The organism is Paraburkholderia metrosideri (genome assembly GCF_904848625.1).
In the GTDB taxonomy this organism is placed as follows: domain Bacteria; phylum Pseudomonadota; class Gammaproteobacteria; order Burkholderiales; family Burkholderiaceae; genus Paraburkholderia; species Paraburkholderia metrosideri.
In genome coordinates, this window is sequence record NZ_CAJHCP010000006.1 from 342013 (window position 1) to 366755 (window position 24743).

Sequence of the window (24743 nt, forward strand, 5' to 3'; positions counted from 1 at the left end):
GGCACAGCGCACCCGCTGTGCCGGCGTTATCGCAAGCAACAGCGTCGTGCCGTTGCCGCTCACACGGTTTGATTGGCCGAACGCTCCGATACGCTGACCACGTATCGTTTGCCCGGCGAAGCAGCCGGGATTTTTTTTGGAGCGGCTGGCGTCCACGAGTTCGCGTCTTGCGTTAGGTGCACGTGCGAACTCCGGTCCCGATGATCTGACAGCGGTAGTTCTTCACCGCACGCGTTCCGCTCTGCCCTGCTTCACACAAAAAAAACGGCGCGTCCTTCACAGGACGCGCCGTTTTTTTATCCACGCCGTTTCGAACCGACCGTCTGTGCCTGAACACAGACGGGCTAGCGGGATTACTTCTTCTTTTGCGGCGGCAGATCGGTACAGACACCTTCGTACAACTCGGCGGCCATGCCGATCGATTCGCCGAGCGTCGGATGCGGATGGATCGTCTTGCCGATATCCGTTGCATCCGCACCCATTTCGATGGCGAGGCAGACTTCGCTGATCAGGTCGCCCGCATTCAGACCGACGATCCCGCCGCCGATCACGCGATGCGTTTCCTCGTCGAACAGCAGTTTCGTGAAGCCTTCGTCGCGGCCGTTAGCGATTGCGCGACCCGAGGCGGCCCACGGGAACACTGCCTTGCCGTACTTGATGCCGGCGGCCTTCAACTGGTCTTCCGTCTTGCCGGCCCACGCCACTTCCGGATCGGTGTAGGCGACCGACGGAATCTGCAGCGCGTCGAAGTACGCCTTCTCGCCGTGAGCGACTTCGGCGGCAACGTGACCCTCGTGCACTGCTTTGTGCGCGAGCATCGGCTGACCGACGATATCGCCGATCGCGAAGATGTGCGGCACGTTGGTGCGCATCTGCTTGTCGACATCGATGAAGCCACGATCCGTCACCGCGACGCCGGCCTTGTCCGCACCGATCTTCTTGCCATTCGGCGTACGGCCGACGGCGACCAGCACGAGGTCATAGCGTTGCGCTTCGGCCGGAGCCTTTTCGCCTTCGAACGACACATAGATGCCGTCGTCTTTCGCTTCGGCGCCGGTCGTTTTGGTCTTCAGCATCACGTTTGCGAAACGCTTGCTGTTGTACTTCTCCCAGACCTTGACCAGATCGCGGTCCGCGCCGGCCATCAGGCCGTCGAGCATTTCGACCACGTCGATCTTCGCGCCGAGCGTCGCATACACGGTCGCCATTTCGAGACCGATAATGCCGCCGCCGATCACCAGCATGCGTTGCGGAATCTGACGCAGTTCGAGTGCGCCGGTCGAATCGACCACCCGCGGATCTTCCGGAATGAACGGCAGCTTCACCGCTTCCGAACCCGCGGCGATGATCGCCTGCTTGAACTTGACGACTTTCTTGCCGCCTTCGGTCTGCACTTCCATGTGATTCGGATCGACGAACGCGCCGGTACCCGTCACCACTTCGACCTTGCGCGCCTTGGCCATGCCGGCGAGACCGCCGGTGAGCTTCTTGACGACGCCCGACTTGAAGTCACGCAGCTTGTCCAGATCGATCTGCGGCTTGCTGAACGTGATGCCGTGCGCGCCAAGCGCTTCGGCTTCATCGATCACGAGCGCGGTGTGCAACAACGCCTTCGACGGAATACAACCGACATTCAGACAGACGCCGCCGAGGGTCGAATAACGCTCGACCAGCACCGTCTTCATGCCGAGGTCGGCCGAACGGAACGCAGCGGAATAGCCGCCGGGACCCGAACCGAGCACGAGCATGTCGCATTCGATGTCCACGTTACCGGCGAAGCTGCCGGCTTGCGGCGCGGGCGTTGCCGCCTTCGGTGCAGCAGCGGGCGCGGGTGCCGGAGCAGCGGCTTGCGCCGGTGCTTTTTCCGCGGCCTTCGGTGCGTCTTTAGCCGGAGCCGCTTCCGCCGAGGTTTCGACGAGCGCGATCACGGTGCCTTGCGAGACTTTGTCACCGGCTTTGACGCGAACTTCCTTGACTGTGCCGGCGGTATCGCTGGGCACTTCGATGGAGGCCTTATCGGACTCGAGCGTCATCAGCGCCTGTTCGTTCTCGATGACATCGCCCGCTTTGATATTGACTTCAATGACATCGACGTCTTTGAAGTCACCGATATCCGGCACTTTTACTTCGACGAGACTCATAGTGTCCCCTTCTCTTATTGACGTGATGAGGAAGAACCCACCCCTAAGGACCTAAAAGCTGGCAACGCGGCGAACAGAATCATCCTTTGCTGTCCGCCGAAGGACGCGCCTTTCTTTTGCCTACTTTTCTTTGGAAGACAAAGAAAAGTAGGTGCCGCCCCGCACAGGGGCGACGCTAATAGACCACCAAGAAAGCAGGTTCTGCAAAAGCGCGCGGATCACAGAAACAAACCCAGCGCCCCGCGCAACATCACATCAAAGAATCACACGCCGAAAATCGGCAAGAAGCGCCCCAAGATACGCATTGAAGCGCGCAGCTTCGGCCCCATCGATAACGCGGTGGTCATAGGACAACGAAAGCGGCAGCATGAGCTTGGGCACAAACTGCTTGCCATCCCAAACTGGCTTCATCGCCCCACGCGACAGACCAAGAATAGCCACTTCAGGCGCATTGATAATCGGCGTGAAGTTAGTACCGCCAATCCCGCCCAGCGACGAAATCGAGAAGCAGCCACCTTGCATCTGATCCGGCTTCAGCTTGCCGTCGCGAGCCGCCTTGGAAAGATCGGTCATTTCCTTCGCGATCTCGACCAGACCCTTCTTGTCGGCGTCACGAATCACCGGCACAACCAGACCGTTCGGCGTATCCGCAGCAAACCCCACGTGGAAATACTGCTTGAACACGAGGTTATCGCCGTCGAGGCTCGCATTGAACGTCGGGAATTTCTTCAGGGCCGACACGACAGCCTTGATCACGAACGCCAGCATCGTGATCTTCACGCCGGCCTTTTCGTTTTCCTTGTTCAACTGCACGCGCAGCGCTTCGAGTTCGGTGATATCCGCTTCGTCGTTGTTCGTGACGTGCGGGATCATGACCCAGTTGCGATGCAGATTCGCGCCCGAAATCTTCTTGATGCGCGACAGCGGCTTCGGATCGACCGGACCGAATTTGGCGAAGTCGACCTTCGGCCACGCCAGCACGTTCAACCCGCCACCTGCGGCAGCCGGTGCGGCAGCACCTGCAGGCGCAGCACCGTGACCCGTCATCACGCCCTTGATGAAGGCGGTCACGTCGGCCTGCGTAATGCGGCCCTTCGGACCCGTGCCCTTCACCTGCGTGACGTCGACACCGAGTTCGCGCGCGAACTTGCGCACGGACGGCGATGCGTGGCTTGCGTGACGCGCGCCACCTTCACCAGCCGGAATCGACGGAGCCTGCGCAAGTGCGGACGGCTGTGCCGGAGCGGGCGACGGCGTGGCCGGTGCGTCCGACGGCTTTTCAGCAGCCGGCTTTGCAGCAGCGGGAGCAGGAGCCGCAGCCGGCGCAGCAGCGCCACCCTCAGCTTCGATCACCACGATCACCGAGCCTTCCGACACGGTATCGCCCACCTTGACCTTGACTTCCTTGACGACGCCAGCGGCCGAGCTCGGCACATCCATGGTCGCCTTGTCGGATTCGAGCGTCACCAGCGACTGCTCTTTCTCGACGCGATCGCCGACCTTCACCGAGATTTCGATGACGGGGATATCTTTGTAGTCGCCGATATCCGGCACTTTGACTTCCTGCAGACCACCACCGCTCGCTGCGGGTGTCGCGGCCGGAGCCGGTGCAGCAGCGGGAGCGGGAGCAGGCGCCGCAGCAGGAGCCGGCGCAGCAGCACCGCCTTCAGCTGCTTCCAGCACGACGATCAACACGCCTTCCGACACGTTGTCGCCAACCTTGACCTTCACTTCCTTGACGACGCCGGCTGCCGAACTCGGCACATCCATCGTCGCCTTGTCGGATTCCAGCGTGACGAGCGATTGCTCTTTCTCGACGGTGTCACCCGCCTTGACCAGCACCTCGATCACAGGAATATCCTTGTAATCGCCGATGTCCGGCACCTTGACTTCGATCGCTTGACTCATTGTTAGTGTCTCCTGGGCCGCGCACGCGGCCTGCCCTTCGGACAAGGGCAGGCGCGCACGCCGTGGCACACGGGGAATGATGCCTTAGACGGTCATCGGGTTGGGTTTGGCGGGATCAAGGTTGTACTTCTTGAGCGCCTCGGCGACGACCTTGCGTTCGATCGTGCCTTCATCTGCCAGTGCATTCAACGCGGCAACCGTGACCCAGTAGCGGTCGACTTCGAAGAAGTGGCGCAGCTTTTCACGCGTGTCCGAACGGCCATAGCCGTCCGTGCCCAGCACGACGAACTTCTGCGGCACGAACGCGCGGATCTGCTCGGTCAGCGCGCGCACGTAGTCGGTCGATGCGATGACCGGACCCGGTGCGTCCTTCAGCAGCTTCTCGACGTGCGAGAGCTTCTTCTCTTCGGTCGGGTGCAGCAGGTTCCAACGCTGCACTTCGTGGCCTTCGCGAGCCAGTTCGGTGAAGCTCGGCACGCTCCACAGGTCGGCAGCGACGCCCCAGTCGTTCTTCAGCAGGTCGGCGGCGGCGATCACTTCGTTGAAGATCGTGCCCGCGCCCAGCAACTGAACGCGCGGTGCCTTCTTGTCGGCCTCGGCTTTGCGGAATGCGTACATGCCCTTGATGATGTCGGCCGCTACAGCATCGCCCTGCGGAATCGCCGGGTGCTCGTAGTTTTCGTTCATCACCGTGATGTAGTAATACACGTCTTCCTGATCGGCCACCATGCGACGCAGACCGTCCTGCATGATCACCGCGAGTTCGTAACCGAAGGTCGGGTCGTAGCTGATGCAGTTCGGCACCGAAGCCGCCCACAGCAGCGAGTGGCCGTCTTCGTGTTGCAGGCCTTCGCCGTTCAGCGTCGTGCGGCCAGCGGTGCCGCCCAGCAGGAAGCCGCGCGAACGCATGTCGCCCGCGGCCCAGCACAGGTCGCCGATGCGCTGGAAGCCGAACATCGAGTAGAAGATGTAGAACGGGATCATCGTCTCGCCGTGCGTCGAGTACGACGTCGCGGCGGCGATCCAGTCAGCCATACCGCCGGCTTCGTTGATGCCTTCCTGCAGGATCTGACCGCTTTCCGATTCACGGTAGAACATCAGCTGGTCGGAATCTTCCGGCACGTACTTCTGGCCGTCCTGATTCCAGATACCGATCTGACGGAACAGGCCTTCCATACCGAAGGTACGCGACTCGTCCGGCACGATCGGCACGATGCGCTTGCCGAGTGCCTTGTCCTTCAGCAGGATGTTCAGGATCCGCACGAACGCCATCGTCGTGGAGATCTCGCGGCCTTCGCCAGTACCCTTCAGCAGCGGCTCGAACACCGACAGTTCCGGCACCGGCAGCGAGTCGGCCTTCTGGCGACGCGCCGGCAGATAACCGCCGAGGTCCTGACGGCGAGCACGCATGTACTCGAGTTCCTTCGAACCTTCTTCGAACTTCAGGTACGGCACGTCGACGATATCTTCGTCGGAGATCGGCAGACGGAACTGGTCGCGGAATTTCTTCAGCTGATCGACGTGAAGCTTCTTCTGCTGGTGGGTGATGTTCATCGCCTGACCCGCTTCGCCCATGCCGTAGCCCTTGATCGTCTTCGCGAGAATGACGGTCGGCTGGCCCTGCGAATTCGACGCTTCCTGGAACGCTGCGTAAATCTTGTGCGGATCGTGACCGCCGCGATTCAGATTCCAGATGTCGTCGTCGGACCATTCGGCGACCAGCGCCTTCAGTTCCGGCGTATTGAAGAAGTGTTCACGCACGAAGGCGCCCGACTCCGACTTGTACGTCTGGTATTCGCCGTCGACGACTTCCATCATCCGGCGCATCAGCGCGCCCGACTTGTCGCGTTGGAACAGCGCATCCCAGCGGCTGCCCCAGATCACCTTGATGACGTTCCAGCCAGCACCGCGGAATTCGCTTTCGAGTTCCTGGATGATCTTGCCGTTACCGCGCACCGGGCCATCGAGGCGCTGCAGGTTGCAGTTGATCACGAACACCAGGTTGTCGAGACGTTCGCGGCCGGCCATGCCGATCGCGCCGAGCGATTCCGGTTCATCCGTTTCGCCGTCGCCGAGGAAGGCCCAGACCTTACGGCCTTCGGTCTTGGTGATACCGCGCGCCTGCATGTACTTCATGAAGCGGGCCTGGTAGATCGCCATGATCGGGCCGAGGCCCATCGACACGGTCGGGAACTGCCAGAAGTCCGGCATCAGCCATGGGTGCGGATACGACGAGATGCCCTCGCCGCCCACTTCCTGGCGGAAGTTGTCGAGCTGGTTTTCGGTCAGACGGCCGAGCAGGAACGCGCGCGAGTAGACGCCCGGCGACGAGTGGCCCTGCACGAAGATGAGATCGCCGCCGTGTTCTGCGGACGGTGCGTGCCAGAAGTGGTTGTAGCCGACGTCATACAGCGTGGCCGCCGAAGCGAACGACGCGATGTGGCCACCGACGTTGGTGTCCTTGCCGGCGCGCAGCACCATGGCAATCGCGTTCCAGCGCGTATACGAACGGATCCGGTGTTCGAGGTCCTGGTCGCCAGGAATTTTTGCCTGACGCGCGACCGGAATCGTATTGATGTACGGAGTGTTTGCCGAGAACGGCAGATGTTCGCCGTGAACACGTGCGAACTCGATCTGTTTTTCGATCAGGTAGTGGGCGCGGTCGGGGCCCACAGCAGAAATCACGCCATCCAGTGCTTCCAGCCATTCGCCGGTTTCCTGGGGGTCGTCATCTTTTTCAGCGGCGACATATTTCATGACTTCGTCGGGTACAGCGGACATGCTCGTCTCCTGGATATAGAGGAACGCTCTTTGAACAGACGACGCGGACGAAGCACGGCCGCGGCAGCTTCGGCCGATTGTAAAAGGGGTCCCGACGTCCGCGCAACAAAATTTTCGAATTACGAGATCGATTCTCACAATGCGAAAAATTGTTGCGGCGCAACCTGATTTGACTGCCGATCGACGGATACGTCGGCTAGTTTGCGCCGAATAACGTGACTTTCCGTGCTTTTTTGCGTCATTTGTCAGGGACGCGCTGCGCTACAATGCCACGCATGTTGACCGAACGGCTTTTCGCTCGCTCGGCGCGCACCGCCGGTTCGCCGGCGGATTCGACGCCGCCCTCCCGCTGGCACCATGGACCATGGTGGTCGAATTCCTATTTGCTGACGCCACTCCTGTCGATCCTGGTTTTCCTGGTCGTCATGAGTCTGATTCTGTGGAGCCTGAACCGGCGCGAACAGCAGCAGCAGGAAGACACGCTCTACCGTAACGTCGCATGGGCGCAGCAACAGATACGCCTGTCCATGACCGGCGCGCAGGAACAGATCCAGGCGCTCGCCCGCGATCTGGCTGCCGGCCATGCCGATCCGAATTCATTCCAGACGTCCACCACGGACATCATGCAGGGGCATCCCGAGATCCTCTATATGAACTGGTACACCAGCGCGCAGCAGCCGCGCTGGCCCAATACCGCGTTGCCAGTGTTCGGGCAGCGCCTCGCCCGGCCGAACGACGCGCAGATGGACGAAGCCGTCAAAGCCGCGTTCAACGAGGCGCGCACCACGCGCCGCCAGGTCTATTCGCCGCTCATTTATGACGATGTCGGCAACGGCTATATCACGTTGCAGACGCCGGTGTTCCGCGACCGCGATTTCCTGGGTTCGATCGCCGCGGTGTTCTCCGTGGAAGGGATCCTGAAGCGCGACATCCCGCCGGAGTTGTCCGCGAAATACAAGATTTCGATCATCGACGTGAACAACCGCGAGTTGACCACCACGTCGACCCGCCCGCGCCTGCCGCGCGACATGTTCTACGACCTGCCGCTCGATCCGCCGGGCCAGGGCATCTCGGTGCGCGTGTACGCATATCCGCAGATGACCAACTTCACGAACAACACGCTGGTCTGGCTGGTGGCCGGGTTGTCGTGCTTCGTGCTGTGGAGCCTGTGGAGTTTGTGGAAACACACGCGGCAACGCTTCGAAGCGCAACAGGCGCTGTACGCCGAAGCGTTCTTCCGGCGCGCGATGGAAAACTCGGTGCTGATCGGGATGCGCGTGCTCGACATGCACGGCCGCATCACTCACGTCAATCCTGCGTTTTGCCGCATGACCGGCTGGGACGAGAGCGATCTGGTCGGCAAGAACGCGCCGTTCGCGTACTGGCCGAAAGACTCGTATCCCGAGATGCAGCGTCAGCTCGACATGACGTTGCGCGGCAAGGCGCCGTCGTCCGGCTTCGAATTGCGGGTGCGTCGCAAGGACGGCTCCACGTTTCACGCACGCCTCTATGTGTCGCCGCTGATCGACAGTTCGGGCCGTCAGACCGGCTGGATGTCGTCGATGACCGACATCACCGAGCCCAAGCGTGCGCGCGAAGAACTCGCGGCCGCGCATGAGCGCTTCACGACCGTGCTCGAAAGCCTCGACGCCGCCGTGTCCGTGCTAGCCGCCGACGAAGCCGAACTGCTGTTCGCCAACCGCTACTACCGCCACCTGTTCGGGATTCGCCCCGACGGTCATCTGGAATTGGCGGGCGGCGGGTTCGATAGCGCACAGGCGTCGTCCGATTCGATCGATATGGTGGACGCCTACGCTGGCCTCCCCGCTGCCGCGTTGACCGAAAGCACCGCGGACGCGCAGGAAATCTACGTGCAAAGCATTCAGAAATGGTTCGAAGTGCGCCGCCAGTACATTCAGTGGGTGGACGGCCACCTCGCGCAAATGCAGATCGCGACCGACATCACCACCCGCAAGCAGGCGCAGGAACTGTCGCGTCAGCAGGACGAGAAGCTGCAGTTCACCAGCCGTCTGATGACGATGGGCGAAATGGCTTCGTCGCTCGCGCACGAGCTCAATCAACCCCTCGCCGCGATCAATAACTATTGCTCTGGAACGGTAGCACTGGTTAAATCCGGTCGGACGACGCCTGACAATCTGCTTCCGGTGCTGGAAAAAACCGCCCAGCAGGCCGTGCGCGCCGGCATGATCATCAAGCGCATTCGCGAGTTCGTGAAGCGCAGCGAGCCGAAGCGCCAGGCCACGCGCGTCGCCGATATCGTCGCCGACGCCGTGGGTCTGGCCGAGCTGGAAGCGCGCAAGCGGCGCATTCGCATCGTCACCGATCTGCGCTCGCGTCTGCCGGTGATCTACGTCGACCCGGTGCTGATCGAGCAGGTGCTGGTCAACCTGCTGAAGAACGGCGCCGAAGCGATGGCCGAAGCCCGACCGAATGCGGTCGATCCGGTGATCCGCGTGGTCGTACGTCTGGAGAGCGGCTTTGTCTGCATCAGCGTCGTCGACCAGGGGCCGGGCGTCGACGAAGCAACCGCCGAGCGGCTGTTCGAACCGTTTTACAGCACCAAGTCCGATGGTATGGGCATGGGGCTGAACATTTGCCGTTCGATTATCGAATCGCACCGCGGCCGTCTGTGGGTGGTGAACAACGTCGAGTCTGACGGCCACATCACAGGCGCCACGTTCCATTGCAGTCTGCCTATTGGAGAGCCTGACGGCCCGAGCAACGGCGGGTCAGAGGCGCCGACACCACAAACCGTTACGGGAGAGCTATGAACACCCCAGTCACCACACAGGAAACTGTCTTTGTCGTCGACGACGACGAGGCCGTGCGCGATTCGCTGCGCTGGCTGCTGGAGGCAAACGGCTATCGCGTGCAATGCTTCTCCAGCGCTGAGCAGTTCATCGACGCATGGCAGCCGCACCAGCATCCAGGCCAGATCGCCTGCCTGATCCTTGATGTGCGGATGTCCGGCATGAGCGGACTCGAGTTGCAGGAACGCCTGATCGCCGACAACACCTTGTTGCCGATCATCTTCGTGACAGGTCACGGCGACGTGCCGATGGCCGTGTCGACGATGAAAAAAGGCGCGATGGACTTCATCGAAAAGCCATTCGACGAAGCCGAGTTGCGCAGGCTGGTCGAGCGCATGCTCGACAAGGCGCGCAACGAAAGCAGCAGCGTGCAGCAGCAACGTGCCGCCGCCGAACGTCTGGGCAAGCTGACCGCACGTGAGCACCAGGTGCTGGAGCGCATCATCGCCGGGCGCCTGAACAAGCAGATCGCCGACGACCTCGGCATCAGCATCAAGACGGTCGAAGCGCATCGCGCGAACATCATGGAAAAGCTGAACGTGAACACGGTCGCCGACCTGTTGCGTCTGGCGCTGTCGAACAAGCCGCAAGCCGCGCAATAAAAACTGAAGCGGCAGGCGTTCCCCACTAGAAAGTCTTTGAACTGCAACGGCCGGACTGATGAAAAAGTCCGGCCTGTCTGCGTGATGTATCCGCCTCCCCCGTTGCACCGCCCTCTTTCCTGCTTTCCCTTCACAGCGGCAATGAACGAGTCTCATCGTCCTGCCGAGCTGATCGAGCAACGCGGATTAGCGCGTCCGTGCCGGTATAATGGCGCTCTTTACAACGGTGCCTGCATCAGATCGGCACCGCGCGCTTTTCATGTGCCGACCTGTTCCCGCTGAAAAGCGCCGTCGCGCGATGGCGTGCCCCAACGCCCACAGCTGCCCCGGTTTCCAAACTGCCTATCTCGACCGACCATGACTGCCAAACTGATCGACGGCCTCGCCCTCTCCAAGACTTTGCGCGCCGACGTTGCGACGCGCGCCGCCGCCCTGACCGCTCGCGGCCATCAGCCGGGCCTCGCCGTGGTGCTGGTCGGTGACAATCCGGCCAGCGAAGTGTATGTGCGCAACAAGATCAAGGCCTGTCATGACAACGGCCTCGGGTCGTCGTTCGACCGCTATCCGTCCGACCTGCCGGAAGCCGATCTGCTCGCGCGTATCGACGAGCTGAACCACGATCCGCAGATCCACGGCATCCTGGTGCAATTGCCGCTGCCCAAGCATATCGACAGCCACAAGGTGATCGAGGCGATCGCGCCGGAAAAGGACGTCGACGGCTTTCACGTCGCCAATGCCGGCGCGCTGATGACCGGTCAGCCGCTATTCCGTCCGTGCACGCCGTACGGCGTGATGAAAATGCTCGCCGCTTACGACATTCCGCTGCAAGGCGCGAACGCGGTGGTGATCGGCCGCTCGAACATCGTCGGCAAGCCAATGGCGCTGCTGTTGCTCGAAGCCGGTGCGACCGTCACGATCTGCCACAGCAAGACGCGCGATCTGGCTGCCCATACGCGCAACGCCGACGTGGTAGTCGCCGCTACCGGTCTGCGCAACATCCTGACCGCCGACATGGTGAAACCGGGCGCGGCGGTGATCGACGTCGGCATGAATCGTGATGACGCCGGCAAGCTGTGCGGCGATGTCGATTTCGCCGGCGTCAAGGAAGTGGCCGGCTTTATCACACCGGTGCCGGGCGGCGTGGGCCCGATGACGATTACGATGCTGCTGGTCAATACGATCGAGGCGGCTGAACGGGAAGCGGACTCAAAGGCGTAAAACCTGACACGGTTTGGCGGCAGGGGCTGAGGTTAGCGATTAGATAGTCACTCCCTGCCGCTTGTCCCTCGACAGTCGCGTACCGGAAAAAAAGCCGGCGAATGACATTCGCCGGCTTTTTCAATTTCTGAAAGCCTGGTCTCGGGTGAGGTCCAACCAGGACATCGACCGTGCGAGGTGAGACCACGCCATGCGTCATCACGAAACGTGCGCCAGAGCCCCTCCCCTCGTGTGTACGTGTGGCCCTCATCGCACCATGCGGTCGCCCGTCGCCACGCCCGTTGCACGATGCACGCTCCTTGGCGCGAGACGCCCGCGGCACCACATCAGCACAGGCCGTTCGACAAAGTGCCACGACAACGCCGCGCACAGCAGAATCAACGGCGCAGCAACCAGCAACGACATCACACGTCCCAACTGCGGCGCGACACTGGCGATGCATTGCTGCACCATGAATCCGTACAGATAAATCCCATACGAGTAATCGTGACGCGGCACGAAGCGCCGCAATAGCGGCGTGGTCCCGACCCACAACACGCCGTAAATGAAGATCAGGTAGAACAGCGGCTGACCGCCTGCCGTATCGCGAAACACCAGAAAGACCATCGCGAACGCGAGTGCTGTCAAACCGTTGATATCGATTCGCTCGCGCCAGCCATACAGCAGCACCCCCAGCATGAAGAACGGTTCCGGCCAGAACGAATAGGCCCCCATGAGGCCGCCGGCCGAGGCGCCGAAATCGCGCATCCCGAACTGCAATTGCGGCAGATGCAGGCCCAGAAGAAACACCCCACACCCCAGCATCGCGGCCAACGCCGTGCTGCGCGCGCTCGACAGCAGCCCCAGCATGCCGGTCACCAGCACGACGAGATAGCAGCGCAGCTGCAGCGGCAGCGTCCACAGCGGCGCGGCGATATCGACCGGAACCCGGTTGTGCTCGAAAACGCCTGGCAATGCCCAGCCCGAGTTGGGCGTCACCACGATGGTCGAGAAGTTGTCGAGATTGGTCCACGTGATGCCGGAGGCAAAATATTCGCGCAGCGGTAACGTCGTAAAAAGCGGGCCGACGACGAACACCGCCGCCAGCGAAGCGACCGCCACTGCCGGCCACACGCGCGCGATGCGCAGCGCGGCGAAACGCGGCGCCGAGCGTTGCCGGTCGAAGCTGCCAGTCACAAGGATGCCGCTCAGCAGAAAAAACGCGTAGACGCCTAGCGCGCCGAAACTGTCGAAGCCGAGCGCGTTGTGAACCCAGTCGGCGGCGGAAGGCGTCTGTACTGCATACGAGTGGCCAATCACGACCGCCACGGCGGCCAGCAGCCGCACGAGGTCGAAGTTGTTGCTCTTACGCGATAAAGCTTGCGAAAGCGGGTTCATCGACACCTCTGACAGAATGCGCTACCGACCGACAGCGACGCTGTCAGATTGCGGCATAGCAGCAATCTGCACCGTTCGGTTTCGCACAAACACGCAGCGGCTCGGCGGCCTGACCTCGAACGCGTCCGCTTGCCAAACCGCCCGCGGCTGCGCGACATCTGATAATTTGTCTCCCAACAGATTGGAATTGGCGCTCCCCGCCCCAATAATGGTCGTATCGGGACTCACAGCGCGCGACTGCGCGTCACGCCGCGCATCCGCCGATCCACCGATTACCCGTTCACCCGCGTCAGACAGGAAGCCTTATGTCCACTACCCCCTCGACTCACGACAATCCGCTCCTCGATTTCTCCGATCTGCCGCGCTTTGGCGAAATCCGCCCCGAACACGTCACCCCCGCTCTCGATGTCCTGCTCGCCGACGCAGCCGCTGCTGTCGAGCGCGCTGCGCTGCCGGTCACTCCCGCGTCATGGGCCGACGTGGTCGAGCCGGTCGAGCGCGCCACCGAACCGCTGTCGCGCGCCTGGAGCGTGGTCGGCCATCTGAATGCGGTGGCGGATACGCCGGAACTGCGCGCCGTATACGGCGAAAACCTGCCGCGCGTTACCGAATTCTGGTCGAGCGTCGGACAAAATCTCGCGCTGTACGAAAAGTACAAGGCGCTTAACGCGAGCAGTGATTTCGCGTCGCTGACCGGCGAGCGCAAAAAAATCCTCGGCAATGCGCTGCGCGACTTCCGCCTGTCCGGCGCGGAGTTGCCGGAAGACCAGAAGCCGCGTTTCGCCGAATTGCAGGAACAGCAGGCCGCGCTGTCGAAAGCGTTTTCGGATCACGTGCTCGATGCAACCAACGCGTACGCGTACATCGTCGAAGCGGGCAGCGAAGCCCAACTCGTCGGCCTGCCCGAAGACGCGATCGAAGCCGCGAAAGAAGCGGCTGAACGCGAAGGCAAGACCGGCTACAAATTCACGCTGCACTTCCCGTCGTATTTCCCGGTGATGCAGTACTCGGAAAATCGTCAGATGCGCGAAGCGATGTATCGCGCGTACGTGACGCGTGCGTCCGAGCTCGGCGCGCAATACGGCAACGGCAAGCCCGAATGGGACAACACGTCGGTACTCGCCGACCAGTTGAAATTGCGCGCTGAAGAAGCGCATATGCTCGGCTTCAACAACTTCGCCGAAGTGTCGCTCGCGCCAAAAATGGCGGAGTCGCCGGCCCAGGTCATGGCGTTCCTTGAAGACCTCGCCACCCGCGCACGTCCGCACGCGGAACAGGACTGGAAAGAGCTACGCGAATTTGCCGCGAACGAACTCGGCATGACCGACCTGCAACCATGGGACACCACGTTCGCCGCTGAACGTCTGCGTCAGAAGCGCTATTCGTTTTCCGAGAACGAGGTCAAACAGTATTTCCCTGAAGACGCCGTGTTCAAGGGTCTTTTCAAGGTGACCGAAACGCTGTTCGGCGTGCGTATCCGTCGTGACGACGCAGCGGTGTGGCATCCGGATGTACGTTTCTTCCGTGTCGAAAATCAGGACGGCGGCCTCGTCGCGCAGTTCTATCTCGACCTGTATGCACGCGAAGGCAAACGCGGCGGCGCATGGATGGACGACGCGCGCGGCCGTCACAAGCACACGCACGGCAGCGTGCAAACGCCGGTCGCGTATCTGACCTGCAACTTCTCGGCGCCGGTCGGCGGTAAGCCCGCGTGTTTCACGCACGACGAAGTCATCACGCTGTTCCATGAGTTCGGCCACGGGCTGCATCACATGCTTACGCGCGTCGATGAACTCGGCGTGTCGGGCATCAACGGTGTCGAGTGGGATGCGGTCGAGCTGCCGTCGCAGTTCATGGAGAACTTCTGCTGGGAGTGGGACGTGCTCTCCGACATGACCTCACACGTCGAAACCGCGAAGCCGTTGCCGCGCGATCTGTTCGACAAGATGCTGGCCGCGAAGAATTTCCAGAGCGGCTTGGGCACGCTGCGCCAGATCGTGTTCTCGATGTTCGACATGCAATTGCATACCGGCTTCGACGCCAGCGGCACGAAGAGCGCCACGGAACTCGCGAGCGAGATCAACGAGCGCTTCCACGTCGTGCCGCAGGCTCCGTTCTCGCGTTGGCCGAATACGTTCAGCCATATTTTCGCGGGTGGTTATGCGGCGGGTTACTACAGCTACAAGTGGGCTGAGGTGCTGTCGGCCGACGCCTACGCGGCGTTCGAAGAAGCCGCGCAGAGCGCGAGCGGCAGCGTGCTCGATCAGGCGACCGGCATGCGTTATCGCAAGGAGATTCTGGAGGTGGGCGGCAGCCGTCCGGCGATGGAATCGTTCAAGGCGTTCCGTGGCCGCGAGCCGAATATCGATGCTCTGCTGCGGCACAACGGCATGACGCCGGGTGCGGCGCATTGAACGGTTGAAGGATTGATCGGCGCGTTGATTGACGCGTGATTGACGCGTGATTGACGCGTCGAGCGTCTCGCGCCTTCAATGAAAAGCCGACGGCATGCATCACGCAGGCGTCGGCTTTTTTTGCGCAACGTGTGGCACTACAACTCGCCGACGCTGTTTTATCTACCCGCGATGCAGTTTGAAATCCACCTGCTCAGGCCGCCCTTCCAGCGCTAAAGCCGCTCGCGCAGCCGGTGCACGGCTCACCACTTTTCCACGGCTCACCACGGCGAGGCGCGCGGCGCGCAAACGGATCGCCTCGACCGGATCGCGTGCATCGAGCAGCACGAGATTGGCCGCACAGCCCGGCCCGATCCCATAGCCTTCGAGCCCGAGAATGCGCGCGGCATTCACTGTCACCGCATCGAAACACGCATGCATGGCGTCGACGCCCGTCATTTGCGCGACGTGCAAGCCCATGTGCGCGACTTCGAGCATGTCGCCCGAGCCGAGGCTGTACCACGGGTCCATCACGCAATCGTGGCCGAACGCGACGTTGATGCCGGCGGCCATCATCTCCGGCACGCGGGTCATGCCGCGCCGTTTCGGATAGGTATCGCTGCGGCCCTGCAACGTGATGTTGATCAGCGGATTCGCAATCGCCGACACGCCCGCCTCGCGCATCAGCGGCAATAGCTTGCTGACGTAGTAGTTGTCCATCGAATGCATCGAGGTCAGGTGCGAACCGGTCACACGCCCCTGCAAACCCAGCCGATGCGTTTCCGCCGCGAGCGTTTCGATGTGACGCGACATCGGATCGTCCGATTCATCGCAATGCATGTCGACACGCAAGCCCTGCTCCGCCGCGTACTCGCACAGCATGCGCACGGACAGTGCGCCATCAGCCATGGTGCGCTCGAAGTGCGGAATGCCGCCCACCACATCGACCCCCATGCCGATTGCCCGCTTGAGGTTCTCGAAAGCGCCCGCACTGCGCAACACGCCGTCTTGGGGAAAGGCCACTAGTTGCAGATCGAGATACGGCGCGACGCGGCGCTTCACTTCGACCAGCGCCTCGACCGCAAGCAGCCGCGGATCGCACACGTCGACGTGACTGCGAATCGCCAGCAAGCCACGCGCGACTGCCCAATCGCAATACTGCAACGCACGCTCGATCAACGCCTCCTGGGTCAGATCCGGCTTCAGTTCGCCCCATAGCGCGATGCCTTCGAGCAGCGTGCCCGATGCGTTCACGCGCGGCAAACCGTACGACAGCGTAGCGTCCATGTGGAAATGCGGATCGACGAACGGCGGCGTCACGAGCGAGCCTGCGGCGTCGATTTCTTCACGCGCTGTCGCGGCCAGATTCGGCTCGACGGCGACGATGCGGCCCGCGTCGATGCCGATATCGACTTGCTGCCCAGCTTGCGTGGGCGGTGTCTGCTGCGATGCAGCGCCCGGCGGCAGCACTGCGCGGCGGATGATCAGATCCATGTGTCGCTCCCTGTTGATCGCCTATGAGCCTCTTCCTATTCGTTTCCTATTCGTTTCCTACTCGCTTCCTTCGCTTCCGACTCGCTCACGGCTGGTTACGATTCTATCGACGCCAGAAAGTAAGTGGCCGCGTTTTATCGACGTACCGTATCGGCGCACCGCATGCAAGCCGTACCGGATGCGCGTGGTGCGGCACGCCTATACTCGACGTTCGGCGGTCATTGGCATAGGGAGTCGCGATATGAAGACGATAGGCGTGATAGGTGGAATGAGTTGGGAGTCGTCCACCGAGTACTACAGGCTGCTCAACCGTCATGCGAAGGCGCGCCTAGGCGGCCACCATAACGCGCGCAGTCTGATGCTCACGGTCGACTTCGCGCAGGTCGAGGCCAATCAGCGCGCCGGCGACTGGAACGCGCTTGGCCAGCAAATGGCCGACGCTGCGCGTCAACTCGAACGCGGCGGGGCGGATCTGGTGATGCTCGCGACCAACACGATGCATCGCGTGTATGAATCGATCGAACGGGCCATCGGCGTACCGTTCCTGCATATCGCCGATCCAACAGGTACAGCGTTGCGCGCTGCGGGTATCGAACGGGTTGGTCTGCTTGGCACGCGCTATACGATGGAGCAGGCCTTTTACACAGGGCGTTTGCGCGAACGCTATGGGCTGGAAACGGTGATTCCCGATGAAGCCGAACGCGCGGACGTGCACCGCATCATTTACGACGAACTGTGTCACGGCAATGTGATCGATGCTTCGCGTGCGGTGTATCAGCGTGTGATCGAATCGCTAGCCGCGCGTGGTGCGCAAGCGGTGATTCTCGGTTGCACGGAAATCACGTTGCTGATTGCACAGGAGGATTCAGTGTTGCCGGTGTTCGACACGACCGCATTGCATGCGCAAGCGGCAGTAGCATGGGCGATTGATTCGGAGTAAAGCGGGTGCGTGGGGTTATTCTTCCGCGCTGCGTGTGCTGCCTGGTGCACATAACGTACGCGATGAAGTCCACGCCGCCGTGACCGTAGTGACGTTCACCAAACACCTACCGCATTGCCGCGCATCTGCATCGACACAGACCGCGCGTAACCGGCGCTAAAAGTCAAAAAGCCCGCATAACTTTCGCTATGCGGGCTTTCAACAAACCTTGGTTGCGGGGGTAGGATTTGAACCTACGACCTTCGGGTTATGAGCCCGACGAGCTGCCAGACTGCTCCACCCCGCGTCAGAGAAAAAGAGTATATCTGGATGTCATCAAAAGGTCAAACACTTGCGCGAATTATTTCTCGAATGTGCGGGACATGTGCGCGAATTCGCGTCATAGATCCTGCACCGTCGCGCCTTCCACCTTACCGTCGATGATGTCCGCACCGTACTGGCTCGCGCTACGTTTAGCGACACCAAAGTCGGAGATCGTGGCCGGCAAGACGAGGCGAAACACGCGGCTTGCTTTCGAGCCGCTGATCGCACCAGGCCGACATACACGCACCGCCACGTCGTAACCCTCGGCATGACGCTTATGCCCGTCGAATTTGTCGAATGCACGCGAGAAAACCAGCGGGTGCACTTCGAAGTCCTTATAGAGGGCGGGGTAAAGTTCGGCCATGATGACTCTCCAACTCGCGAGAGCGCGAGTGACTATGTGGTCTCACTATACGCTGCCACTTGATGCGGCCGCGCTTTTATTTTCCGGTTCGCGATGGCAGCAATTTTCACGGTCGCACTGTCGCGCGATAAGATGCGGGACATCTGGAATCGCACGCAAAATATGCTGTGCGACAGGCCACCGATCGTCCGCGTCATGGCCGCGTGATTGCCGCGTGATTGCCGCGTGGTTGCCGCGTGGTTGCCGCGTGGTTGCCGCGTGGTTGCCATATAGTCATCACGCAACCCTGTCTGATCGCTGCCGTGAGAACGTGGTCGGCATGCCGCGACGATCGGGCAAAATCAACGGGGCCACGATCGAGGCCCTGCAAAACCTTGCCCCGCAAGAATGTGAGAATGTCATGAAAATCGCCACCTGGAACGTCAACTCCCTGAAGGTCCGTCAGCAACACGTCATCGAATGGCTCGGCACGAGCGGCACCGATGTGTTGTGTCTGCAGGAACTGAAGCTGACCGACGATAAATTCCCGCGCGCCGAGCTCGAAGAGAAAGGCTACCGGAGCTGGTTCGCAGGTCAAAAGACCTATAACGGTGTGGGGATCGTGGTACGCGACGGTCTGAACGTCGACGAAAGCAGCGTGGTGCGCAACATTCCAGGCTTTGAAGATCCGCAGCAGCGTGTGATCGCGCTGACGGTGGAAGGCGTACGCATCATCTCCGCGTACTTCCCGAACGGCCAGGCGCCCGGCACCGAGAAGTTCGCGTACAAGTTGCGCTGGCTCGACGCGCTGCATGACTGGATCGCGAGCGAAATGGCGCAGCATCCGAAGCTCGCGCTGCTCGGCGACTACAACATCGCGCCGGACGATCGCGACGTGCATGATCCGAAAGCGTGGGAAGGTCAGAATCTGGTGTCGCCGGAAGAACGTGCGGCATTCGTGCGCTTGATCGGACTCGGTCTGCTCGACGCATTCCGTCAGTTCGAACAGGCTGAAAAACTCTACTCGTGGTGGGATTACCGGATGATGGCATTCCGCCGCAATGCGGGTTTGCGCATCGACCATATTCTGCTGTCGAAGGCGCTGGCCGATGTGTGTTCGTCGTGCGACATCGACAGGGTGCCGCGCAAGTGGGAGCAGCCTTCGGATCATGCGCCGGTGGTTGCGCAACTCGGCTGATCGTTCAACGCAATGGCGCGACGCATGGAGTCAAATGCGTCGCGCCACGCGTCCGCTATGCGGCAGAGGAACCGGAGCCGTTCAACACGCTCCACAGAAACCCGAACACCATCGCATCGTGCTCGGCCTGCTCCAGTTCATCGGAGCCGCCATGCCCGCCTTCCGTATTCTCCCGATACCACACGCTGTCCGCCCTATCGGCATTCAATGCCTGCATGCGGGCGGCCATCTTGCGCGCGTGACCGGGATGCACGCGGTCGTCGGCGGTCGAGGTCGTGAACAGCACAGGTGGATAGACCACGTCCGCCGCGACCCGGTGATACGGCGAGTAAGCGGCGAGCACACGTGCGTCGTCGGGTTCATCGGGGTCGCCGTATTCGTCGATCCACGACGCGCCCGCGTGCAGCAGATGGTAGCGGCTCATGTCGAGCAACGGCACTTCGCAGACCACCGCGCCGAACAACTCGGGACGCTGCACCATGCACGCCGCAACCAGCAGGCCGCCATTGCTGCCGCCCTGAATGCCGAGTTGCGCGGCGCTCGTCACACCGGTGCCGATCAGCGCTTCGGCGACCGCGATGAAATCGTCGAAAGCACGCTGGCGATGTTCGCCTTGCGCCGCCGTGTGCCAACGCGTGCCGAACTCGCCGCCGCCGCGAATATGCGCGACGACGTAGACGCCGCCACGCTCCAGCCAGCCGATACCCTGCCCCGTCAGATAACTCGGCAGCAAGGGGATCGCGAAGCCGCCGTAGCCGCTTAGCAGACAGGGGCGCGGCGCTTCGTTCGACGCCGGCGTGGCACGCGGACCAATCACCGCATAAGGCACCCGCGTGCCATCAGCCGACACCGCCTGCCCATGCGTCACAACAAAGCGCGCCGCGTCGAACTGGGTCGGCCAACGGTCGAGCAATTCCCACTCGCCGAGGTCGTCGCGGGCGAGATCGGTCAGCCAGTACGCGGGCGGTTGCAGATAGTCGTCGGTATCGACGAACACCTCGTCGTTCAACGTCGATTCGATCGGCGACACATCGGCCTGCGTATCGTCGCGCGAAGGAAACACGCGCTGCTGCCAATGCCACTGCTGCTCCGCATCCTGCGACGACACCCACAGCACGGTCCGGTTCTGCACGTCCTCCAGATACGACACGATCAGCTGATTGCGCGTATGCGTCCACTCGCAGGCCGAGGTCTGCGAAGTCGGCGTGAACAGCGGCACGACATCGCGCTCGCCGCGCAAAAATGCGTCTTCGCGAATCGCCAGCAACGAGCCGCCCGGATAACACGCCCCCTCATGCTCCCAATCGAGGCGCGGCTCGAGCAGCAGCCATCCGTGCCAGCCGCCGACTGCGACATGCGCGGGCACATCGTACTGACGCCACGCGTCGGGCGCACCCGCGGCGGTATCGAGGTAGTAGGTATGCGAATCGAAAAAGTCGATGCTGCTGATCACCGTATGCCGCCGTTCGAGCGGATCGTAATGCGCCTCCACACCGATATCGCCGAACGCGCCTTTGAACACCACCGGCGCATCGGCCAACGCACTGCCGCGCGTCCAGCGCCGCACCTCACGCGGATAGCCGGAGCGCGTCAGCGTCTTGCGGCCATGGTCCCAGCCGATATAAAGCGTGTCCCGGTCGATCCACGATGCCGTGTGCTTACCGGCCTTCGCAATCACAAAGCCATCGTCGACGAAGCGCTGCGCGTCGATGTCGAACTCGCGCACGACTAGCGCGTCCGAGCCGCCCGGCGACATCGTGATCAGCGCGCGATCGCCGTCCGGGTAAAGAATGTCCAGTTCGACGCACACCCACGGCGTGCCTTCGGCGGCGCCCAATGCATCGAAGTCGAGCAGGGTCTGCCAGACCGGCGCGCCGCTGCGCCACGCCGCCCAGGTCGTGCGGCGCCAGATGCCTTTGGGATTACGCTCGTCCTGCCACAGGTCATACGCCCAATCCTTCCAGCGGTCTGGAATCACCGGACGTTCGCGCGGCAGATAGGCATCTGCGAGACGCTGCCTGAGCGATTCGAATGCCGGACCGCTGCACCACGCAGCGCGGGTTCGGGCGTTCTGCTGCTCGACCCACGCGAGCGCAGTGGGGGCGTCGAGCGCTTCGAGCGACAGGAAAGGATCGGGGGAAAGCGGCCAGGAGAAAGGAGCAGGAGAAGCGGGCATCGTCGGCTGTCGAATGAAAACAGCGTTGATTATGCCTTGTGGCGCGATCAGGTCCGTCAGACGTTCAAATACCGCCCAATAGAAAACGGACCGGCGACGCTTGCGCGCCTTGCCGGTCCGCCTTCACACCACAGCACGACACCGCGCCAATCAGGGCTCGAGATTGAGCTCCTGAATCTTGCGCGTAATCGTATTGCGACCAATGCCAAGACGCTCGGCCGCTTCGACCTTGCGTCCACGCGTGAAGTCGAGCGCCTCGCGAATCACCGCCGCTTCGAAACGGCGTGCGAGTTCGTCCATCACGTCGGCGGCGTTTTCGCGCAGCATCCGCGCGACTTCGGTGCGCAACCCGCCTTCCCACGCGCTGACGGGCGTCGCCACCGGCATGCCGGGCGAACCCGCAGGCAGCGCCGCCGCGCTCGCCCCGTTGATCGGTGCAGCGCCTGCCAGGCCACCCTCACCTGTGCCGGCCACCCCGCCGCCCACCGCGCCCAGTTCGCTGACACCCGCCTGCGCGGGGCCAAGATCAGGCGGCAAGTCCTTGATCTCGATGGTCTGCGCAGGCGCCATCACCGTGAGCCAGTTGGCGAGATTCTCCAGTTGACGCACGTTGCCCGGAAACGGCAGCGACGCGAGATGCGCGAGCGCCTCTTCGGACACCCGCTTCGGTTCGACACCCAGATCGCGCGCACTCTTCTGCAGAAAGTGCCGCGTGAGCAGCGGAATATCTTCGCTGCGTTCACGCAAAGCCGGCAGGCGCAAACGGATCACATTGAGGCGGTGATACAAGTCCTCACGGAACAGGCCCTGACGCACGCGCGATTCGAGATTCTGGTGCGTCGCTGCAATCACGCGCACATTGGCGCGCAACGGGTTGTGACCGCCGACGCGATAGAACTGCCCGTCCGACAGCACCCGCAACAGACGCGTCTGCAAATCGAACGGCATATCGCCGATTTCGTCGAGAAACAGCGTGCCGTTCTCGGCCTGCTCGAAGCGCCCCTGACGCATTGCCTGCGCGCCGGTGAACGCGCCGCGCTCGTGGCCGAACAATTCCGATTCCAGCAGATCCTTCGGAATCGCCGCCGTGTTCAGCGCGATGAAAGGACCGTTCGCGCGTGGGCTATGTCGGTGCAACGCACGCGCAACCAGTTCCTTCCCGGTGCCTGATTCGCCGGTAATGAGCACGGTCGCCGCCGAATGCGACAGACGGCCGATCGCGCGAAACATGTCCTGCATCGCCGGCGCCTGGCCGAGCATCTCGGGGGCTTCGGTGACGCGGTCGTCCCATGTCTGCTCGCCGCGCATGCTTTCGTCCACCGCGCGGCGGATCAGCTCCACCGCCTTGTCGACGTCGAACGGCTTGGCGAGGTACTCGAACGCGCCGCCCTGGAATGCGGCGACCGCGCTATCCAGATCCGAGAACGCGGTCATGATGATGACGGGCAAGCCCGGCACCTTGTCGCGCACGGTCTGCAGCAATTCGAGCCCGGAGCCGCCCGGCATCCTGATATCGGACACCAGCACCTGCGGGCTATCGTGGTCGAGCGCGGCCGATGCCTCGCGCACGTTCGCGAAGCTGCGGGTCGCGAAGTTCTCGCGTGCGAGCGCTTTTTCGAGCACCCAGCGAATCGATTGGTCGTCGTCTACTATCCAGATCGGCTTCATATAGGTCGGTCAGAAGTCTCAAGAGCGCCCCAAGCCTGTCGCTTCGCGCCAGGCCCCCCGAGGGGGAGTGAGAAATCCGGGACGGCCCGTTGGGAAGGCCCGGCGTTTTCTCACGAGACGTGTGGTGTTAGCAGTCGAGCGGCAGCAAAATCTGAAACTCGGTGTGACCCGGCCGGCTATCCACTTCGATCAGACCATCGTGCTGCTGCACGAAAGTCTGCGCGAGCGTCAGTCCGAGACCACTACCATCCTCGCGCCCCGACACGAGCGGATAGAAAATGCGGTCACGGATTTCCTCGGGAATGCCTGGGCCGTTGTCCGTGATATGCAAGTCCAGTGCCAGCTTACATAAGCGTTTCGACACGGTGATCTTGCGTGCAATGCGCGTGCGCAATTCGATGCGCGCGTCGCCTTGCGAGATACGTTCGCGCAACGCCTCGGCGGCATTGCGCACGATGTTCAACAGCGCCTGAATCAACTGTTCCTTGTCGCCGCGCAAATCGGGCACGCTCACGTCGTAGTCGCGTTCGATCGTGAGACCGCGCGGAAACTCCGCGAGAATCACCTGGCGCACGCGCTCGCATACTTCGTGAATGTTCACGTCGCCGACGATATGCGGATGACGATGCGGCTCAAGCAACCGGTCGACCAGCGTTTGCAGCCGGTCCGATTCCTTGATGATGACCTGCGTGTACTCACGCAATTCGTCACGCTGACGCTCGCCGAGTTCGAACTCCAGCAGTTGCGCCGCGCCGCGAATGCCGCCGAGCGGATTCTTGATCTCATGCGCGAGATTGCGGATCAGTTGCTTGTTGACCGCCGTGAGGTCGTTGATGCGCTCCTCGCGGTCGGTGCGCAGATGCCGCTCGTTCTCGAACAGTTCGAGCAGCACATAGTCTTGCGCGCTTTCCAGAAAGCCGACGATCGCGTGCACATGCAGCGGCTCGTGGCCTGGACGTTCGAGTATGGCGTCCAGATGCGTCGCGTGAAAACGGTGTGCGGCGATCGCGGTAATGGTCGCGACCAGTTCGTCCGCATTCGAGAAAATGTCGGGCCACGCCATCTGCGTCAGTTGGCGCCGCGACATCTCCAGCATCGACTCCGCTGAAGGATTCGCGAACGCGACGCGCAGCGTGCGTTTGTCGAGCACCAGCACGACGGTGGGCAGCGTCTCGAAACCCGGCAGCAAACCGGAACTGACGAGCTGCGCATCGTCCGACAGTGACTGCTCGTGCCCTTTCCTTGCCTTGATCAGATTCTTAAGAACCATCTTGCAGTCTGGCCGATAGGAGATGGTGATAAATCAGGGGGTGTTGCTCTCTGCCGTCACATCGCAATCGCAGACATAGCAAACGTTCCGCCCGGTCCAA

The 24743-nt window shown here is 62.0% G+C and carries 15 protein-coding genes and 1 tRNA gene; 6 read left to right on the plus strand and 10 right to left on the minus strand.

Annotated features, from left to right (window positions below):
- Nucleotides 1–353: 353 nt before the first annotated feature.
- The 3 genes from lpdA to aceE all read right to left on the minus strand — a co-directional run bounded on the left by lpdA (nucleotide 354) and on the right by aceE (nucleotide 6830).
- Nucleotides 354–2141, minus strand: a complete 1788-nt coding sequence (gene lpdA / locus LMG28727_RS15250) for a dihydrolipoyl dehydrogenase (protein WP_201643163.1) — start codon at nucleotides 2139–2141, stop codon at nucleotides 354–356.
- 255 nt (nucleotides 2142–2396) lie between these two features.
- Nucleotides 2397–4049, minus strand: a complete 1653-nt coding sequence (aceF, locus tag LMG28727_RS15255) for a dihydrolipoyllysine-residue acetyltransferase (RefSeq protein WP_201643164.1) — start codon at nucleotides 4047–4049, stop codon at nucleotides 2397–2399.
- An 84-nt stretch (nucleotides 4050–4133) separates the two neighbouring features.
- Complete coding sequence (gene aceE, locus LMG28727_RS15260) at nucleotides 4134–6830, minus strand: pyruvate dehydrogenase (acetyl-transferring), homodimeric type (protein WP_201643165.1); 2697 nt, start codon at nucleotides 6828–6830, stop codon at nucleotides 4134–4136.
- A 275-nt stretch (nucleotides 6831–7105) separates the two neighbouring features.
- On the opposite strand from aceE, the gene fixL reads away from it, so the two are divergent.
- The 3 genes from fixL to folD all read left to right on the plus strand — a co-directional run bounded on the left by fixL (nucleotide 7106) and on the right by folD (nucleotide 11481).
- Nucleotides 7106–9622 (plus strand): oxygen sensor histidine kinase FixL, encoded by a 2517-nt coding sequence (fixL, locus tag LMG28727_RS15265; RefSeq protein WP_201643166.1) that lies wholly within the window; start codon nucleotides 7106–7108, stop codon nucleotides 9620–9622.
- Nucleotides 9619–10263: an oxygen response regulator transcription factor FixJ gene (gene fixJ / locus LMG28727_RS15270; RefSeq protein ID WP_074764450.1), complete on the plus strand. Its 645-nt coding sequence runs from the start codon at nucleotides 9619–9621 to the stop codon at nucleotides 10261–10263. The genes fixL and fixJ overlap by 4 nt, the downstream gene beginning before the upstream one ends.
- Before the next feature lie 357 nt (nucleotides 10264–10620).
- On the plus strand, nucleotides 10621–11481 hold the full coding sequence (gene folD / locus LMG28727_RS15275; protein ID WP_201643167.1) for a bifunctional methylenetetrahydrofolate dehydrogenase/methenyltetrahydrofolate cyclohydrolase FolD: 861 nt from the start codon (nucleotides 10621–10623) through the stop codon (nucleotides 11479–11481).
- 246 nt (nucleotides 11482–11727) lie between these two features.
- On the opposite strand, the gene LMG28727_RS15280 is transcribed toward folD, so the two are convergent.
- Nucleotides 11728–12858 (minus strand): acyltransferase family protein, encoded by a 1131-nt coding sequence (locus tag LMG28727_RS15280; RefSeq protein WP_201643168.1) that lies wholly within the window; start codon nucleotides 12856–12858, stop codon nucleotides 11728–11730.
- Between the two features lie 305 nt (nucleotides 12859–13163).
- Here LMG28727_RS15280 and LMG28727_RS15285 point away from each other — a divergent pair, with 305 nt between their 5' ends.
- The gene (locus LMG28727_RS15285) at nucleotides 13164–15272 is read left to right on the plus strand and encodes a M3 family metallopeptidase (protein WP_201643169.1); all 2109 of its coding nucleotides are present in this window, start codon (nucleotides 13164–13166) and stop codon (nucleotides 15270–15272) included.
- Nucleotides 15273–15434: 162 nt separating this feature from the next.
- Here the strand turns inward: LMG28727_RS15285 and LMG28727_RS15290 are convergent, their stop codons facing one another.
- Nucleotides 15435–16745 carry an amidohydrolase family protein gene (locus tag LMG28727_RS15290; protein WP_201643170.1) on the minus strand — a complete coding sequence of 437 codons (1311 nt, stop codon included), beginning with the start codon at nucleotides 16743–16745 and terminating at the stop codon, nucleotides 15435–15437.
- 241 nt (nucleotides 16746–16986) lie between these two features.
- Here LMG28727_RS15290 and LMG28727_RS15295 point away from each other — a divergent pair, with 241 nt between their 5' ends.
- Nucleotides 16987–17685, plus strand: coding sequence for an aspartate/glutamate racemase family protein (locus tag LMG28727_RS15295; RefSeq protein WP_201643171.1), 699 nt, complete (start codon nucleotides 16987–16989; stop codon nucleotides 17683–17685).
- A gap of 209 nt (nucleotides 17686–17894) precedes the next feature.
- On the opposite strand, the gene LMG28727_RS15300 is transcribed toward LMG28727_RS15295, so the two are convergent.
- Nucleotides 17895–17971 (minus strand) — tRNA-Met (locus LMG28727_RS15300).
- 93 nt (nucleotides 17972–18064) lie between these two features.
- Complete coding sequence (locus LMG28727_RS15305) at nucleotides 18065–18352, minus strand: hypothetical protein (RefSeq protein ID WP_201643172.1); 288 nt, start codon at nucleotides 18350–18352, stop codon at nucleotides 18065–18067.
- Between the two features lie 400 nt (nucleotides 18353–18752).
- On the opposite strand from LMG28727_RS15305, the gene xth reads away from it, so the two are divergent.
- The gene (gene xth / locus LMG28727_RS15310; protein ID WP_201643173.1) at nucleotides 18753–19529 is read left to right on the plus strand and encodes an exodeoxyribonuclease III; all 777 of its coding nucleotides are present in this window, start codon (nucleotides 18753–18755) and stop codon (nucleotides 19527–19529) included.
- A gap of 55 nt (nucleotides 19530–19584) precedes the next feature.
- Here xth and LMG28727_RS15315 read toward each other — a convergent pair whose 3' ends face one another.
- The 3 genes from LMG28727_RS15315 to glnL form a co-directional block, all read right to left on the minus strand.
- Complete coding sequence (locus LMG28727_RS15315) at nucleotides 19585–21705, minus strand: prolyl oligopeptidase family serine peptidase (protein ID WP_201643174.1); 2121 nt, start codon at nucleotides 21703–21705, stop codon at nucleotides 19585–19587.
- A 150-nt stretch (nucleotides 21706–21855) separates the two neighbouring features.
- The gene (gene ntrC / locus LMG28727_RS15320) at nucleotides 21856–23373 is read right to left on the minus strand and encodes a nitrogen regulation protein NR(I) (RefSeq protein ID WP_201643175.1); all 1518 of its coding nucleotides are present in this window, start codon (nucleotides 23371–23373) and stop codon (nucleotides 21856–21858) included.
- Between the two features lie 127 nt (nucleotides 23374–23500).
- Complete coding sequence (gene glnL / locus LMG28727_RS15325) at nucleotides 23501–24643, minus strand: nitrogen regulation protein NR(II) (protein ID WP_201643176.1); 1143 nt, start codon at nucleotides 24641–24643, stop codon at nucleotides 23501–23503.
- Nucleotides 24644–24743 lie beyond the last annotated feature (100 nt).